The organism is Nocardia sp. NPDC059240, assembly GCF_042753865.1.
GTDB lineage: Bacteria > Actinomycetota > Actinomycetes > Mycobacteriales > Mycobacteriaceae > Nocardia.
The window spans coordinates 326,659-343,123 of sequence record NZ_JBHZAC010000005.1; the positions used below are offsets into that span (position 1 = coordinate 326,659).

Consider the following 16,465-nt stretch of genomic DNA (forward strand, 5'->3'; position numbering starts at 1 on the left):
TCGACGCTCCGGAAGGAGATGCTCGTGAGCTCGTCCCGCAAGCGGCGTCGTGGGGAACCGGCACCGAACGGCACCACGACAGGCTGGAACGAGCTGGCATCGGCGGCGGCCCGCAGGGGGCAGCAACCCTCGCACAGCAGGCCGCGCCGCCGCGCCAAACCACCACGGGCAGCGAAACAGCCCGACTCGTCACCGCGTCCGCGCCGTACCCGCGGCCAGCGATTACGCCGCCTGATACTCGCCCTGTTCCTGGTATTGGTGGTCATGCCGACCACGCTGATGGGCATCGCGTACTGGAGCGCCGAGATCCCGGACCCGAATGCGGTGCAGACCAACCAGATCGCCACCATCCTCGCCTCCGACGGCAACTCCGTCATCGCGAAGGTCGTTCCGCCGGAAGGCAACCGGGTCCCGGTCCCGCTCAGTGACGTGCCCGAACCGGTGCGGCTGGCGGTGCTCTCGGCCGAGGACCGCAACTTCTACACCAACCCGGGCTACTCCACCTCGGCGTTCCTGCGCGCGGCCCGCGACAACCTGCTGGGCCGCGACGACGCGGGCGGCGGCTCCACCATTACCCAGCAGTACGTGAAGAACGCCTTCCTGAGTTCCGAACGGACACTGAGCCGCAAGATGCGCGAGCTCATCATCTCCGCCAAGATGGCCCGCGAATGGAGCAAGGACGACATCCTCGCCGCCTACCTCAACACCATCTACTACGGGCGCGGCGCCTACGGCATCTCGGCCGCGGCCAAGGCGTACTTCGACAAGCCCGCACCGGAATTGACCCTCGCCGAGGGCGCGGTGCTCGCCTCGGTGATCCGCACCCCGTCGCTGCTGGACCCGGAGAGCCACCTCGAACAGCTGAAGGCCCGCTGGACCTACGTGCTCGACGGCATGGTGACCATGGGCGTGCTCAACCGCAATGAGCGGGCCGCCACCGTGTTCCCGAACATCGTCCCGGCCACCGAAGTGGACGACAGCACCCCGCGCGGCCCGGAGGGACTGATCCGAGCGCAGGTGCTGCGCGAGCTGCGCTCCTCCGGCATCAGCGAACACGACCTGAATACCGGTGCGCTGCAGATCATCACGACCATCGACGCCAAGGCGCAGCAGGCCGCGCTGAACGCGGTCGGCAATGTGCTGGGCGGGCAGCCCGGCGAATTGCGCACCGCCGTCGTCTCGATCGACCCGCGCTCGGGCGCGGTGCGCGCCTACTACGGCGGACCCGACGGCATCGGCTTCGACTTCGCGCAGGCCCCACTGCAAACCGGTTCCGCCTTCAAGACTTTCGCGGTGCTGGCCGCGCTGCAGCAGGGCATCTCGCTGTCCTACAAGCTCGACAGCGACCCGGTCACGGTGAACGGCGAGAAGATCCAGAACGTGGGCGGCGAGTCGTGCGGCACCTGCTCGCTGGCCGAAGCGTTCAAGCGGTCGCTCAACACCAGCTTCTACCGGCTCACCCAAACCCTGTTCGAGGGTCCGAAAGCCATTGCCAATGCGGCACATCAGGCCGGGATCCCCGATCAGATCCCGGGTGTGCCCGGCAAGACCCTCACCGAGGACGGCGGCCCGCCGCTGCCCGCCATCGTGCTGGGCGCGTACTCCGTGCGTCCCATCGACATGGCCTCGGCGTACGCCACCCTGGCCGCCTCCGGCGCCTACCGGGCCCCCTACTTCGTGCAGAAGGTGACCACCGGCGACGGCCGCGTGCTGCTCGACCGCGCCAAGGAGCCGCGCAAGACCGAGCAGCGCATCCAGACCTCGGTGGCCGACACCGTCGCCCAGGCGATGCTGCCCATCGCCGCGTACTCCAACAATCACAATCTGTCCGGCGGCCGCCCCTCGGCCGCCAAGACCGGCACCACCCAACTCGGCGACAGCGGCCAGAACAAGGACGCCTGGATGGTCGGCTTCACGCCCGGCCTGTCCACCGCGGTCTGGGTGGGAACCGAACAGTCCCAACCCATCCGCACCTCGCGCGGGGCCGCCATCTACGGTTCGGGCCTGCCCGCCGACCTCTGGAAGCAGACCATGGACGGCGCCCTCGACGGCAGTCCGGTCGACCAATTCCCCGCGCCCGAACAAATTGCCGGAATGCCCCCGAGCAACGGCAATTACGACATCCTCAACCCGCCCGCGCCCGGCCCCCAACAAGAACCGGTCCTGGTGATCCCGCCGGCCCCGACCCCCAAGGAAGTAGAAATCTTCCCGGGCCTCAGCATCCCTGTGCCGGGCTGAGAGGTGACCGCATGCCTTTCTTTTCGGGGGTATGGGGGCGAAGCCCCCACAAAATCCTCCAACAGTGATGCACTGTTGATCATGTTTGACGCCTACTGTGCCCATCTATGCGGTGCCACGGATATGGTGGAGACCGCCACCGGCTTCAATGACTCCTGGAGTCGATGGCAGGATGCGGGTTGGGAGCAGGGTGGGGTCGGAGACAGCACGAGACTTAGGGGCGACGCCGGTGGATTTCAATGTCGTTGAACGCCACGAAACGCTGGTAGCCGGAACGGTGCTACGCAGCCCGGCACTAGCGGTCGAAGGACCGCGCCGCGCGAAGGTCGAGGAGGCCTGGAAGCAGAATCTGGCACGCGATCTGCCCGGTCCACCCGCGACCGCGTATGTGGATCACGCACCCGAGATCGGTTCGTATCTGACGCATGTCGTCGGGTACGAGTGCAAAAACCTGGATGATTTATTGCCAGGCGATGTACTCGCCCGTATCCCGGCCGGTAAATTCGCGCGCATCATTCGCAGCGGCGACAATCTCGGCGACATCATCGTGTCGATCTGGCGCACGGTCTGGGACCTCGAGGCGGCCGGCACTCTGGTGCGCGCGTACACCGGGGATTTCGAGCACTATCCGGACAACCGGACGGTGGAGGTTTTCGTCGCGCTGGATCCCAGCGCCGAGGGGTAGGGGAGCTAGCAGTGGACTTCGAAATCGTCACCCTGGAGGAGTTCCTGGTCGGCGGCCTGACCATCCCTCTGGCGGGTCGCGAGGTCACCGCGCGCGATCTGGATCTGGTGAACTTCACCTGGGACCGCTACCTGGCGCGCGAGAAGAAGGCCGAGCGGACCGCCGCCTACATCGGCCAGAACGATCACGCGGTCGCCGTGCTGGGCTACGAACTCGCGGGCCTGAGCGACCTGGACACCGGTGATGTGGTCACCCGCATCCCGGCGGGCCGCTACGCGAAATTCGTTGTGTCGGACAAGCCTTACGACCTGCTGCGCACCGCGTGGGCCAAGGTCGCCAAGGCCGAGAACGCGGGCACCATCACGCGCTCGCACAGCGCGGAGATCGAGCGCTACACCGGCCCGACCTCGGTCGAGGTGTACGTCTCGCTCGACTGAGAGCGAACGATAAAGGGCGGCACCGCGATTCGCGATGCCGCCCTTTCCGTTACGAGAGCTGTTACTCAGCCCCGATGATGAACGCCTCGAGCTGGGCGCGGGCGACGTCGTCGGCCAGCTGCTTCGGCGGGGACTTCATCAGGTAGGCCGAGGCCGGGAGGACGGGTCCGCCGATGCCGCGATCCTTGGCGATCTTGGCCGCGCGCACCGCGTCGATGATGATGCCCGCCGAGTTCGGCGAGTCCCACACCTCGAGCTTGTACTCCAGGTTCAGCGGCACGTCGCCGAAGGCGCGACCCTCGAGCCGGACGTAGGCCCACTTGCGGTCGTCGAGCCACTCGACGTAGTCCGACGGGCCGATGTGCACGTTGCGGTCGTGCACCTTGCCAGCCAGCGGGCCCTCGAGGTTGGAGGTGACGGCCTGGGTCTTGGAGACCTTCTTGGACTCCAGCCGCTCCCGCTCGAGCATGTTCTTGAAGTCCATGTTGCCGCCGACGTTCAGCTGGTAGGTGCGGTCCAGCACGACGCCGCGGTCCTCGAACAGCTTGGCCATCACGCGGTGCGTGATGGTCGCGCCGACCTGGGACTTGATGTCGTCGCCGATGATCGGCAGGCCCGCGTCGATGAACTTCTGCGCCCAGACCGGGTCGGAGGCGATGAAGACCGGCAGCGCGTTGACGAAGGCCACGCCCGCGTCGATGGCGCACTGCGCGTAGAACTTGTCGGCCTCTTCAGAACCGACCGGGAGGTAGGACACGAGGACATCGACCTGTGCGTCCTTCAGCGCCTGGACCACGTCGACCGGCTCGGCATCCGAGAGCTCGATGGTCTGGGCGTAGTACTTGCCGATGCCGTCCAGGGTCGGGCCGCGCTGCACGGAGATACCGCTGGGCGGCACGTCCGAGATCTTGATGGTGTTGTTCTCGCTCGCGAAGATCGCGTCGGACAGATCGAAGCCGACCTTCTTGGCGTCCACGTCGAACGCGGCGACGAACTTCACATCGCGCACGTGGTACTGACCGAACTTGACGTGCATGAGACCCGGCACGGTGGAATCCGCGTCCGCGTCCTTGTAGAAGTGCACGCCCTGCACCAGGGAGGATGCGCAGTTGCCCACACCCACGATGGCCACGCGCACTTCGGTGGCTCCGCCAGCCTGATTGATGTCACTCATGGCCGATATTTCCCTCTTTCTGTGGTGCCGCCTTCGTCGATTGCTCTGCGGCAATCAACTCATTGAGCCAGCGCACTTCGCGCTCGCTTGATTCGAGACCGAGCTGATGGAGCTGGCGGGTATAGCGGTCCAGTTGCCCGCTGGCGCGTTTTATCGCTTCCCGCAGTCCTTCTCGGCGCTCCTCGACCTGCCTCCGCCGCCCCTCCAGGATTCGCATCCGCGCTTCCGCGGGGGTGCGGCTGAAGAAGGCGAGATGAACGCCGAAGCCGTCGTCGGTGTAGTTCTGTGGCCCGGTGTCGGCGAGCAGTTCGGCGAACCGCTCTCGGCCGGACTCAGTCAGGTTGTAGACCCGCCGCGCACGGCGGGTGGCCAATCCCTGCGGACTCTCCTCCGCGATGAGGCCGTCGGTCTGCATGCGCCGCAGGGCCGGATACAGCGACCCGTAGGAGAAGGCCCGAAAAGGCCCGAGCAGACCGGTGAGTCGCTTCCGCAACTCGTAACCGTGCATCGGTGATTCGAGGAGCAGCCCGAGGATCGCCAGTTCCAGCACGGGCTTCACCTCCTGACTGTCGTGTGTTCAGAACCTAACCGATGGATGCAGTTCCAAACTATATCGCGCCGATATAGTTGGCGCGCACTGTGCGGGACATCGACCGTCCGCGACTCATGTGGAGATTCCGTGAGAGTCGACTCGGGGCGTGCGGGCGGTCGGGGGCCGCAAGTACTCTGGGTCGCGTGCGAATACAGCGGCAGGTAGTGGACTATGCGCTCCGGCGTAAGTCGCTGCTGGCCGACGTCTACGCGGGGCGGGTGGACGTCGCGGAAGTGTGCGATGCGAATCCGTACCTATTGCGTGCGGCGAAGTTCCACGGCCGGGGGAGCGAGGTCACATGCCCTATCTGCAGGAAAGAGCAGCTGACTCTCGTATCGTGGGTCTACGGTGACGGGCTCGGGCCCGTAGCGGGTTCCGCCCGCACGCCCGAGGAATTGGTCCGGCTGGCCGAGTCCCGCGAGGAGTTCTCGGTGCATGTGGTCGAGGTGTGCCGGACCTGCAGTTGGAATCATCTGGTGCAGTCCTACGTGCTGGGTTCCGCCCCGGCACCGACGAGGCGCCGCCGCACCGGCACCCGTCGCACGGCCGCCGAGTGAGAGGCCACGTCGACTGCTGAACCAGCGGGCATCACCATGCCCGCCGCGGTGCAACGCGTGACCGCATCGAGCCATCAGGACCTAACTAGTAGTTATTGGAGAGCCAGGCTGTGACATCGCCCTATGACGACGGACCGCACGGCGGCCGCCCCCGTGGCGGTTCGCAACCCGGCCCCGGCGGCTACCCGCCGCCTCGACCGGCAGGCCCGCCGCCCGGCGCGAATCGGCCCGTACCCGGGCCGGGTGGTCCACAGCGTGGTCCCGTCGGCGGTCCCGGAGGTCCCGGCGGTCTGCCGCCGCGCGGACCGAACGGGCAACCGCCGCGCGGTCCGGCACCGCAGGGCGGTCAGCCCCCTAGACGCCAGGGCCCGCCCCCGCAGCGGCCCGACAATCCGGACGCGACTCGCAAAATTCCGCATCCCGCCAATCAGGACGCCAAGCTGAATACCGGCGGGCGCCAGGCGGTTCCGAACCACATCTCCCGCGCGGCCACCTCCGACCGCACCCAGCGGATCTCCGATCGCGCGGTGCGAGCGGGAGCCGGTGCGGGCACCGGGACCCGGCCCCGCCCGGACGAGGACCGCGCCCGCCCGCCCTCGGGCGCGCAGCCCGCGACCCGCCGCCCCCAGGGCGATGTTCCCGGCGGTCCCCCGCCACGGCGGCCCGGCGGCAACGGTTCCGGCGGTGGCGGCGGCAAGGGCGCGCCGAAGAAAAAGAAGAGGTCGGCCTGGCGGGTGGTCCGCCGGGTCATCTACCTGTTCATCGCGCTGATGTTCGGCACCATGAGTTCGGTCTTCCTGTACGCCTATTCGACGGTGAACGTGCCGCAGCCCGGCGACCTGAAGAACAACCAGGTGGCCACCATCTACATGGCCGACGGCACCTCGGTGCTCGCGAAAGTCATTCCGCCGGAGGGCAACCGGACCGATGTGACGATCGATCAGATTCCGCCGCACGTGCGCAATGCCGTGATCGCCGCGGAAGACCGTTCGTTCTACACCAATCCGGGCTTCTCCATCCAGGGCTTCGGCCGCGCGGCCCTCGGTCAGCTGACCGGAGACTCCAGTGCCGGTGGTGGTTCGACGATCACCCAGCAGTACGTGAAGAACGCCATGGTCGGTAACGAGCACTCGCTGACCCGTAAGCTGCGCGAACTGGTGATCTCGGCCAAGATGGCCCAGCAGTGGTCCAAGGATCAGATCCTGGCCGCCTACCTGAACACCATCTACTTCGGCCGCGGCGCGTACGGCATCGACGCGGCGTCCAAGGCGTACTTCAACAAGCCGGTGGGTGAGTTGTCGGTGGCCGAAGGCGCGGTGCTGGCCGCGACCATTCAGCAGCCGTCGAACCTGGATCCGGAGAAGAACCCGGACGGCGCGAAGACTCGTTGGAACTACGTGCTCGACGGCATGGTCGACGGCGGCAACCTGCCCTCGGCCGACCGCAAGGGCATGCAGTACCCGACCGTCATCTCGGCCGCGGACGCAGCGCACGACAAGACCCTGGACTCGGGTCCGGAGGGCCTGATCAAGACCCAGGTGCTCAAAGAGCTGGAAGCCGCGGGCATTTCCGAGCACGACCTGAACACCCAGGGCCTGACCATCACCACCACGATCGACGCCAAGGCGCAGCAGGCGGCGGTGGACGCGGTCAACAAGGTGATGGACGGTGAGCCGGATCAGCTGCGCACCGCGGTGGTGTCGGTGGATCCCAAGACCGGTGCGGTGCGCGCCTACTACGGCGGATCCGACGGCCAGGGCTTCGATTTCGCGAACGCCGGGCTGCAGCCGGGCTCCTCGTTCAAGGTGTTCGGCCTGGCCGAGAACCTCGAACTGGGCAAGCCGCTCTCGACCATGTACGACAGCTCGTCACCGTTCAAGGTCAACGGCATCGACATTCACAATGTCGCCGACGAGAACTGCGGTGTCTGCACCATCGCCGAGGCCACCAAGCGGTCCTACAACACCAGCTTCTACCGGATGATGCTGGACATGCCGGGCAACGGCCCGCAGAAGATCGCCGACATGGCGCACCGGCTCGGCATCCCGGAGAACGTCCCGGGCATCGGCCAGACGCTGGTGGAGCCCGGCGGTGGGTCGCCGAACAACGGTATCGTGCTGGGCCAGTACAACGTTCGCGTCCTCGACATGGCCTCGGGCTATGCGACGCTGGCCGCCTCGGGCATGTACCACGCCCCGCATTTCGTGCAGAAGGTCGTCGCCTCCGACGGCACCGTGCTGCTGGATCGCGGCGACGTCGCCGGTGACCGCAAGGTCGCGGCCGCGGTGGCCGACAACGTGACCGACGCGATGAAGCCGATCGCGCAGTACTCCAACAAGCATCAGCTCGCCAACGACCGGCAGTCGGCCTCGAAGACCGGTACCGCCCAGCTGGGTGACACCGTCGAGAACAAGGACGCGTGGATGGTCGGCTACACACCGTCGCTGTCCACCGCCGTGTGGGTCGGTACCGCCGCCGGAAATGAGAAGCTGCGCAACGTCAATGGCGGCATGATCTACGGTTCGGGTCTGCCCGCCGATATCTGGAAATCCACCATGGACGGCGCGCTCAAGGGCACGCCGGTCGAGACCTTCCCGAAGCCCGGCAAGATCGGCAATTCCGACGGTGGTGTGCCGTCCTGGTCGGCGCCGTATACGCCGCCGTCCACCACCGAACAGCCGGTGCTGCCGCCGGTGGTGACGCAGAGTCAGGTCGAGATCCTGCCGGGCATCACGATCCCGGTACCGGGCCTCGCGCCCAATCCGAACAATCAGCGGCAGACGACCCAACCGGCGAGCCCGCAGGACGGCGGCCCGATGTCCGGACAGCCGGTGGCGCCCGCCGACGGGTCCACCCCGACGACCGCGCCGAACGGCGGTAATGGGAACGGCAACGGCAACGGGTCCAGGCCGACTCGGTAGCCTGCTGCCGTGATCGAGCAGGAACTGGTGCACCGGTCGGCCGCCTCGGGCGAGCCGGCCGGTGACGCGCTGAAGCCGGGGGAGGCAGCGGTGGAACACGAGGTACCGGTGGTCTACGAGTCGCCGGAGCCGCCGGCCGCGGATCTGCGCTCGATCGACGACCGCGACAAGCCCAGTCGCACAGACACATTGACCGCGCAGCTGGCCGATCTGATCGGCGGGCCGGTGGGTGATCACGCGTTGATCGGCCGGGTCCGCTTCTGGACACCCGTGCGCGTCATGATGGCGTTCGCGGTGCTGTTCCTGGCGTTCAGCTGGTTCGGCAAGGTGGGTTGTATCCAGCAGCGACCCGACGCCGACGGCCTGATGGGGCTGGACTGGAGCAACAGCCGCCAGTACATCGCCATGTGCTACTCGGACACCGTGCCGCTGTACGGGGCCGAGCATCTCAACGAGGGCGCGTTCCCCTACAAGAAGGAGTGGGTGGAGACCGGCGGCGACGGCCGGCCGCAGGTGCGGTACATGGAGTACCCGGTGCTGTCGGGGCTGTACCAGTACGCCTCCATGGGAATCGCCAAGGCGTGGAAGATGTCCGCGCTGCCCGGGCACAGTGCGCTCGAGGTGGTCATCTACTTCGATGTGGTGGCGATCGGGCTGGCGCTGGCCTGGCTGGTGACCATCTGGGCGACGGCGCTGGCGGCCGGGCGGCGGGTGTGGGATGCCGCGCTGGTGGCGCTGTCACCGCTGGTGCTGGTGCACGCCTTCACCAATTTCGACGCGCTCGCAACGGCTTTCGCGGTCGGCGGCCTGCTGGCCTGGGCGCGGCGGCGTCCGGTGCTCGCGGGCATACTGCTGGGCCTGGGCGGCGCGGCGAAGCTGTATCCGCTGTTGTTGCTGGGGCCCATCGTGATTCTGTGCTTGCGTGCCGAGCGGCTCGACGAGGACGAGTCGGCCTGGGGTGGCCTGCGGCCGCTGCGGGCGGCGGGTGCGGCCGTCGCGGCGGCGGTGATCACCTGGCTGGCGGTGAACGCGCCCATCGCGGCGCTGTACCCGAACGGCTGGTGGGAGTTCTTCCGGCTCAACACCGAACGGCACGCCGACCCGGATTCGATCTACAACGTGATCACCTCGTTCACCGATTGGAGCGGCTTCGACGGAGTGCTGGGCCCGCAGCAGACACCGACGGTGTTGAACGCGGTGTCGCTGCTGCTGTTCGTCGCCGCCTGCGCGGGGGTCGCCTGGATCGGTCTGCGGGCGGCGCGGCGACCGCGGTTGGCGCAGTTGGTCTTCCTGGTGGTGGCGGCGTTCCTGCTCACCAACAAGGTGTGGAGCCCGCAGTATTCGCTGTGGCTGGTGCCATTGGCGGTGCTGGCGTTGCCGCAACGCCGAATCCTGTTGGCGTGGATGACGATCGACGCCCTGGTGTGGGTGCCGCGCATGTACTACTACCTGGGCCCCGATCACAAGGGGCTACCGGAGCAGTGGTTCACCGGCACGGTGGTGCTGCGGGATCTGGCCGTGGTCGCGTTGTGTGTGCTGGTGATCCGCCAGATCTACCGGCCCGGTGAGGATCCGGTGCGGCGCGACGGGGTCGACGATCCGGGGGGTGGCATTCTCGCGCACGCCCCGGATCCCGAACAGCCCTGGCTGCCACCGGCACTGCGGCCGCGGCAGCCCGCTGCGGTGCCCTAGCGGAGACCGGATCTAGACGAACCGGGCCAGCTGCGGCACGGCCTCGCCCGGGTGCTTGGCCTGGAAGCCCTCGCCGAGGGCTTCCAGCTTCCAGTCCGCGCCCGGCGCGGTGCGCGACATCTTCGCCATCGCCATGCCGGTGAACGGCATGCCGCCCGCGAGGGTGAAGCGCGCCAGCTCGGCATTGGTGGCGCTGTCGACCAGGCGGCAGTAGGCGTTGGCGATCTGTTCGAAGGTGTGGCCCTTGTAGGAGGTCACGATGAACAGCAGGGTGTTGACCGAGTCGGCGATCCGGGTGAGGTCGACGCTGATCTCCTCGTCGTCGCCCTCGCCCTCTCCGGTCAGGTTGTCGCCCTGATGCCGGATGGAGCCGTCCTTGGAGTTCAGGCTGCCGTAGTAGACGACATCGACGGGTTTGGGTCCGGAGAACAGCACGACCGAGGCGTCCAGATCCACGTCCACGGTCTTGTTGCCGAACACCCCGCCGCGCTTGACCGGATCCCAGCCCAGGCCCATCTTCACGTAGCCGAGGGCCGCGCCGCCCTCCTTGCGCAGGTTGATGCGCTGGCCCTTGACGAGGCTGACCGCATGCCCGTTCGGCAGGTCGCGATCGGGCGGGCCGGGCTGCGCGTAGCCCTGCTGCGCATAGCCCTGCTGCGGCGGATAGCCGCCGGCAGGTGAATACTGCTCGGCGGGTTGGGGATAGCCCTGGTTCGGCAGGGGCGGCGGGTAACCACCGGTCGGTGCGAAGGTCTCGGTCGGAGCCGGTGCCTGGTAGCTGGGCATCGGGGGTGCCAGCGGCTCGGGAGCGGGCGGCATCGGCACGGCCGCGGGAGCGAGGGGCGCGACCACGGGCGAGACGGGCGCAGCCTGCGGGGCCTCGTTGACCTGGACACCATGGTCGGTGACCAGCGCGGCGAACCCGCCGGCGTAGCCCTGACCGACGGCACGCACCTTCCAATCACCCTGGCGGCGGTACAACTCCAGTGCGATGACGATGGATTCGGTGCTGAGCCCGTCGATCCGGTACTCGTACAACACGTTTCCGGCGGTATCGCTCACGTGCGCGACCGGCGCGGATAGCTGCCCGAAGCTGGACCCGGCGTCGTCGAGGGTGATGACGGCCCGCAGCTGCTCGATCTCGGCGGGAATCGCGTTCAGGGCGACCGCCAGCACCTGCGGCTGACCGGGCGCGCCGGGCCGCAACGTGACGCCGGGACCCGAAGGCTGGTTGAAGAAGATGAAATCGGCGTCGGTGCGGACCGTGCCCGCGGCGGTGACCAGCAGCGCGGACAGGTCCGCGGGCGCGGCCACCTGCACGCTGATCACCAGATCGTGGGCGTTCGAGGGACCGTTCTGGCCCTTCACCAAAACTGTGGACAAGATCGACCCTTCGCTTGTCGTTGCATTCGCTGCCACTCTACGAGAACTCCGCGACACGGGCCGTGGCCGTGATTAGCAGTCGGGGCCGAGGAGCGTGGCAGTATCGGCTGGGTGAGCGACGGTGAGGTCGATCCCGTGGAAGCGCACGAGCAGTACCTGCGAGCCTTCCGGCATCCGGCCGTGTCCCGCGACCAGTTGCGGGACCTGCTCGATGCGGTGAACGCGTTCCTGGACACCATTACCCCCAGGGAGGACGAGTTCGTCCCGCACGGCGGCTGGGCCCCGGCATCCACCGCCATGGCCTTCCAGATCGGCCGCGCGGTCGAGCAGGTGCTGTCCGAGCGCGAGGACGCGGAGCGGGAGCTGGTGCGGCGCCGCGATATTCGCGACCGCCTGGTCGCCGCGCTGGACGCGGTGCTGGACTGCCTGCGCACGCTGCCCGAATTGGCCGATGCCGAGGTGAAATTGGGCACCATCTGCGTGAACGAGGGCTATCAGGTCTACGACGACGGATCGGTGCGCACCACGCCCGCACAGGAGATCAGCGCCGACGCGGGCCTGCTGGAACTGCGCCGGGTGGAATTGGACGAGCAGATGACGGCCGCGGTGTCGGCGCGCAACGGCCTGATGGACGACACCACCGATCTGATCCGGGAGCGGCTCGGCGTGGGCGACGTCGGGATCCCGTGGGTGATCCTGGCCGCGACGCAGGGCGGGCTCGACGTGTCGGAGCCCTTCGAGTTCGCCGCCGACCATCTGCCCGACTGTGAACTGCGAGATCTGATGGTGCAGTTGGTGACCGACATCGAGCTGGCCCGCACCTTGGAGGAGCCTGCGCAATAAGCTCGCGGGGGATCGCAAACCGGCCTGGCGACGGGAGAATTCGGTGAAGAAGCTCATCAACGATCCGGCCGAGGTGGTGGATGCCGCGCTGGCGGGCATGGCCGCCGCGCATCCCGAGCTGCGGGTGGATGTGAAGCAGCGCATCGTGGTCCGCGCGGACGCGCCGGTGCCCGGCAAGGTGGGCCTGCTCTCCGGCGGTGGTTCCGGGCATGAACCGCTGCACGGCGGTTTCGTCGGGCTCGGCATGCTGGACGCGGCCTGTCCGGGCGAGATATTCACCTCGCCGGTGCCCGATCAGATCCAGGCCGCCACCGCGGCCGTGGATGCCGGGGCCGGGGTGCTGCACATCGTGAAGAACTACACCGGCGACGTCATGAACTTCGAGATGGCGGCCGAACTGGCGGCCGCCGAGACCGGCATCGAGGTGCGCTCGGTGGTGGTGAACGACGATGTGGCGGTGCAGGACAGCACGTACACGGCCGGTCGGCGCGGGGTGGGCGCGACGGTGATCCTGGAGAAGATGGCGGGTGCGGCCGCCGAAGCGGGCCGCCCGCTGGCCGAGGTGGCGCGGATCGCCGAAGCGGTGAACGCGAATTCGCGCAGCATGGGGATGGCGTTGACCTCGTGCACGGTTCCGGCGGTCGGGCATCCGACCTTCGAGCTGGGTGAGCACGAGATGGAGATCGGGATCGGCATCCATGGGGAGCCGGGCCGGCTGCGGCTGCCGGTGGCCCCCGCGCACGATATCGCGGAGCTGCTGCTGGAGCCGATCCTCGCGGATCTGCCGTTCGCGCAGGGGGATCGGGTGCTGTGCTTCGTGAACGGCATGGGCGCCACTCCCCTGCTCGAGCTGTATCTGATGTTCGACGAGGTGGCGCGAATCCTGCGCGGGCATCGCATACACATCGAGCGGTCGCTGGTCGGGTCGTACATCACGTCGCTCGATATGGCGGGCTGCTCGATCACGCTGACCAGGCTGGACGACGAGCTGACGGCGCTGTGGGACGCGCCGGTGCGGACTCCGGCACTGCGCTGGGGCATCTGATGGCAACCGTGGACGTGGCCGCGTGGGTGCGGGAATTCGCGGCGCTGATCGACGCGCACGCCGACGAGTTGACCGCACTCGATGCCGCCATCGGCGACGCCGACCACGGCACGAACATGCAGCGCGGCATGGCGGCCGCGGTTGCGGCCCTGTCGGATTCGACGCCGGAGACGCCCGCGGAGGTGGCCAAGCAGACGGCGCTGGTCCTGATCCGCACCATCGGCGGCGCGAGCGGCCCCCTGTTCGGCACCTTCTTCCTGCGGTTCGCCGCCGCCGTCGAAAGCGGTTCGGACATCACCGATTTCGCGCGTGCCTTCCGGGCCGGGCTGGACGGGGTGATCGCGCGAGGCAAGGCCGAACCCGGGGACAAGACCATGGTGGACACGCTGGGTCCGGCCGCCGACGCCCTGGACAAGGCGGTCGCGGGCGGGGCCGACGCCGCGGCGGCGCTCGACGCGGCGGTGGCGGCGGCCGCGGCCGGGCGGGATGCGACCACGCCGCTGGTCGCCCGCAAGGGCCGCGCCTCCTATCTCGGCGAACGCAGTGCGGGACATCAGGATCCGGGTGCGACCAGCGCGGCACTGCTGGTCGCCGCGGCCCGGTCGGCCCTGCGATGATCGGGCTGGTGGTGGTCTCGCACAGCCGGGCGCTGGCGGAGGCGGCGGTGGCACTCGCGGCCGGGCTGCTGCCCGAGCAGGGTGTCGAGGTCCGGATCGCGGCCGGACTGCACGACGGCGAGCTGGGGACCGACGCGGTCGCGGTGGCCGACGCCATCGCCGCGGCCGACACCGGGGACGGCGTGCTGGTGCTGATGGATCTGGGCAGCGCGGTGCTGTCCGCCGAAACCGCACTGGATCTGCTGGATTCCCCGGTGCGGGTGCGGCTTTCGGCCGCACCGCTGGTGGAGGGTCTGGTGTCGGCGCTGGCGGCGGCCGGTGGCGGCGCGGATCTGGACGCCGTGGCCCGGGAGGCCGAGGGCGCGCTCGGCGCGAAACGCGCCCAGCTCGGCGAATCCGCCGATGCCCCTTCGTCTGGTTATCCACAGTCATCCACAGGTGTTGGGCCTGTGGATGATTCGGCTACCGAGATTTTCGAGGTGACCGGTGAGCACGGCCTGCATGCGCGGCCCGCTGCCGAATTGGTCGCGGCCCTGCGGGATTTCGATGCGACGGTGGCCCTGCGCAATGCCACCACCGGCGCGGGCCCGGTCCCCGCCGACAGCCTCACCCGGGTGCTCACCCTCGGCGTGCTCCCCGGCCAGGAACTGGAAGTGCGGGCGAGCGGTCCCGATGCGGCGCGGGTGGTCGCCAAAATCCGTGCGCTGGTCGAGAATCGAGATCATGACCAGCATCGGTGAGAAAGCCACCACGTTCCTGCAACTGCATCAGCCCGGTAATCCGGTGATCCTGCCGACGGTGTGGGATGCCTGGTCCGCGAAACTCGTGGCCGACGCCGGTTTCTCGGCGCTCACCATCGGCAGTCATCCGCTGGCCGACTCGATGGGCAAGCCGGATCAGGAGGGCATGACGCTCGCCGAGGTGCTGGGCCGGGTGCGGGAAATCACGGCGACCGTGGACATTCCGGTGTCGGTCGACCTGGAGTCGGGATACGCCGAGAAGCCGTCCTCGATCATCGAGGGCCTGCTGGAGGCGGGCGCGGTCGGCTTCAATCTGGAGGACTCCGTCCACAGCGAGGGCGGCCGACTGCGCACCCCGCAGGAACACGCCGACCTGGTGGCCGAATTGCGGGCCGCCGCCGACGCTTCCGGCGTGCACGTGGTGATCAATGCGCGCACCGACGTGTTCCTGCGCCAGGACACCGGGACCTCGGAGGAGCGGCTCAGCAGCGCGTTGACCCGGCTGCGGCTGGCCGCCGAGGCGGGCGCGGACGTGCTCTACCCGGTGGGGCGCCACGAGCCGGAGGTGCAGCGCACGCTGACCGCCGAACTGCCGCTGCCGGTCAACGCCATCGGCCTGCCCGACAACGGCACCCCCGCCTACTTCGCCGAACTCGGTGTGGCGCGGGTCAGTTTCGGCCCGTTCCTGCAGCGTGCCCTGTCGGAACAGGCGAACCAGCTGCTGGCGGGTTGGCGCTGACGCGCAGGAAGTAATCGAGGATCTCCTCCGCGGCGTGAATGCCGGCGGTCGCGCTGACGGCCACGCCCGGATGGGTCCAGTTCCGCTCTTCCAGCTCGCCGTGGCGAGGCCGGATGGCGAGGTCGGCGGTGCGCAGCAGTTCGGCGTCGAGCGCGCCGTCACCGGCGGCCGCCAGCACCGAATCCGGGTGCAGTTCACCGGCGTCGAGCAGCCGCCGGCGCACCTCGTGCACGGCGGTGCTCTTGCACACCGGCGTCGGCATGGCGTAGATCTTGCGGCCCTGCTGGGAGGCCGACCAGCCGCGCGGGCGGGCCCAGGCATCGAAGTCCGCGAGGAAGTTCGCGGGCAGGCGATCGACGTCGACGACCAGATAGCAGAACAGGTCGTCGGCCTCGCGCAGCTTGAGGGCGAACGATTCGTCCACGCGCGCACGCAATTCCGCGCGCACCTCGATGAGGGTGGCGCATTCGGCGCGCACCCGGGCGTCGAGGGCCGAACGCCAGCGCCGGTCGGGCAGGCCGTTGCGCAGGATGGTGCCGCCATTGCTGGTGACCGCGTACGGCCACGGCCCGCCGGGCAGCGTGACCCGCTGGAACTGCTCGATGGTGCGGGTGGTCACCGGCACCACCGCGGCCGTCGCGGCGAGCGCGCTCAATTGCCGTGCGGCCGCCTCCGTCATGTACGAGAGGGGCTGCCCCTCATGGTGTTCCACGCACACCGTCGACGAGTTCGAGGGCCCCCCGGCCGCTCGCGTGTAGATCATGGTTCGATCCAGATCCGTCGCCACCATCACCGAGCGCAC

General features: G+C 68.5%; 15 protein-coding genes. 11 read left to right on the plus strand and 4 right to left on the minus strand.

All coding sequences use genetic code 11. The annotated features are described in order from the left end of the window. The first annotated feature begins 18 nt into the window (after positions 1-18). From ACFXHA_RS20285 to ACFXHA_RS20295, 3 genes are all read left to right on the plus strand, one after another. Positions 19-2,238, plus strand: coding sequence for a transglycosylase domain-containing protein (locus ACFXHA_RS20285; protein ID WP_379358878.1), 2,220 nt, complete (start codon positions 19-21; stop codon positions 2,236-2,238). A gap of 229 nt (positions 2,239-2,467) precedes the next feature. Next, positions 2,468-2,923, plus strand: coding sequence for a GyrI-like domain-containing protein (locus ACFXHA_RS20290; protein ID WP_379358880.1), 456 nt, complete (start codon positions 2,468-2,470; stop codon positions 2,921-2,923). Positions 2,924-2,934: 11 nt separating this feature from the next. Continuing rightward, positions 2,935-3,360, plus strand: coding sequence for a GyrI-like domain-containing protein (locus tag ACFXHA_RS20295; protein ID WP_379358882.1), 426 nt, complete (start codon positions 2,935-2,937; stop codon positions 3,358-3,360). 61 nt (positions 3,361-3,421) lie between these two features. Here ACFXHA_RS20295 and ACFXHA_RS20300 read toward each other — a convergent pair whose 3' ends face one another. Together ACFXHA_RS20300 and ACFXHA_RS20305 are read right to left on the minus strand one after the other, a co-directional pair. Then, the gene (locus ACFXHA_RS20300; protein WP_379358884.1) at positions 3,422-4,534 is read right to left on the minus strand and encodes an inositol-3-phosphate synthase; all 1,113 of its coding nucleotides are present in this window, start codon (positions 4,532-4,534) and stop codon (positions 3,422-3,424) included. Next, on the minus strand, positions 4,527-5,084 hold the full coding sequence (locus ACFXHA_RS20305) for a PadR family transcriptional regulator (RefSeq protein WP_379359601.1): 558 nt from the start codon (positions 5,082-5,084) through the stop codon (positions 4,527-4,529). The genes ACFXHA_RS20300 and ACFXHA_RS20305 overlap by 8 nt, the downstream gene beginning before the upstream one ends. Positions 5,085-5,269: 185 nt before the next feature. Here ACFXHA_RS20305 and ACFXHA_RS20310 point away from each other — a divergent pair, with 185 nt between their 5' ends. From ACFXHA_RS20310 to ACFXHA_RS20320, 3 genes are all read left to right on the plus strand, one after another. Further along, entirely contained in the window at positions 5,270-5,683 is a 414-nt protein-coding gene (locus tag ACFXHA_RS20310; protein WP_379358886.1) for a DUF5318 domain-containing protein, read from the plus strand. Between the two features lie 770 nt (positions 5,684-6,453). Next, complete coding sequence (locus ACFXHA_RS20315; protein WP_379359603.1) at positions 6,454-8,604, plus strand: transglycosylase domain-containing protein; 2,151 nt, start codon at positions 6,454-6,456, stop codon at positions 8,602-8,604. 69 nt (positions 8,605-8,673) lie between these two features. Continuing rightward, positions 8,674-10,296: a glycosyltransferase family 87 protein gene (locus ACFXHA_RS20320; RefSeq protein ID WP_379359605.1), complete on the plus strand. Its 1,623-nt coding sequence runs from the start codon at positions 8,674-8,676 to the stop codon at positions 10,294-10,296. A gap of 12 nt (positions 10,297-10,308) precedes the next feature. Here the strand turns inward: ACFXHA_RS20320 and ACFXHA_RS20325 are convergent, their stop codons facing one another. Further along, positions 10,309-11,679, minus strand: coding sequence for a TerD family protein (locus tag ACFXHA_RS20325; protein WP_379358888.1), 1,371 nt, complete (start codon positions 11,677-11,679; stop codon positions 10,309-10,311). Between the two features lie 111 nt (positions 11,680-11,790). Here ACFXHA_RS20325 and ACFXHA_RS20330 point away from each other — a divergent pair, with 111 nt between their 5' ends. Genes ACFXHA_RS20330 through ACFXHA_RS20350 form a run of 5 tightly spaced genes read left to right on the plus strand, consistent with a single transcriptional unit; the run spans position 11,791 to position 15,663 of the window. Next, positions 11,791-12,522 (plus strand): hypothetical protein, encoded by a 732-nt coding sequence (locus ACFXHA_RS20330; RefSeq protein WP_379358890.1) that lies wholly within the window; start codon positions 11,791-11,793, stop codon positions 12,520-12,522. 43 nt (positions 12,523-12,565) lie between these two features. Further along, positions 12,566-13,567: a dihydroxyacetone kinase subunit DhaK gene (gene dhaK, locus ACFXHA_RS20335; protein WP_379358892.1), complete on the plus strand. Its 1,002-nt coding sequence runs from the start codon at positions 12,566-12,568 to the stop codon at positions 13,565-13,567. Further along, on the plus strand, positions 13,567-14,184 hold the full coding sequence (gene dhaL, locus ACFXHA_RS20340) for a dihydroxyacetone kinase subunit DhaL (protein WP_379358894.1): 618 nt from the start codon (positions 13,567-13,569) through the stop codon (positions 14,182-14,184). Before dhaK ends, dhaL begins: the two co-directional genes overlap by 1 nt. 8 nt (positions 14,185-14,192) lie before the next feature. Next, complete coding sequence (dhaM, locus tag ACFXHA_RS20345; protein WP_379358896.1) at positions 14,193-14,924, plus strand: dihydroxyacetone kinase phosphoryl donor subunit DhaM; 732 nt, start codon at positions 14,193-14,195, stop codon at positions 14,922-14,924. Further along, on the plus strand, positions 14,905-15,663 hold the full coding sequence (locus tag ACFXHA_RS20350) for an isocitrate lyase/phosphoenolpyruvate mutase family protein (RefSeq protein WP_379359607.1): 759 nt from the start codon (positions 14,905-14,907) through the stop codon (positions 15,661-15,663). Before dhaM ends, ACFXHA_RS20350 begins: the two co-directional genes overlap by 20 nt. Here ACFXHA_RS20350 and ACFXHA_RS20355 read toward each other — a convergent pair. Beyond that, positions 15,593-16,465, minus strand: coding sequence for an HAD family hydrolase (locus ACFXHA_RS20355; RefSeq protein WP_379358898.1), 873 nt, complete (start codon positions 16,463-16,465; stop codon positions 15,593-15,595). The genes ACFXHA_RS20350 and ACFXHA_RS20355 overlap by 71 nt on opposite strands.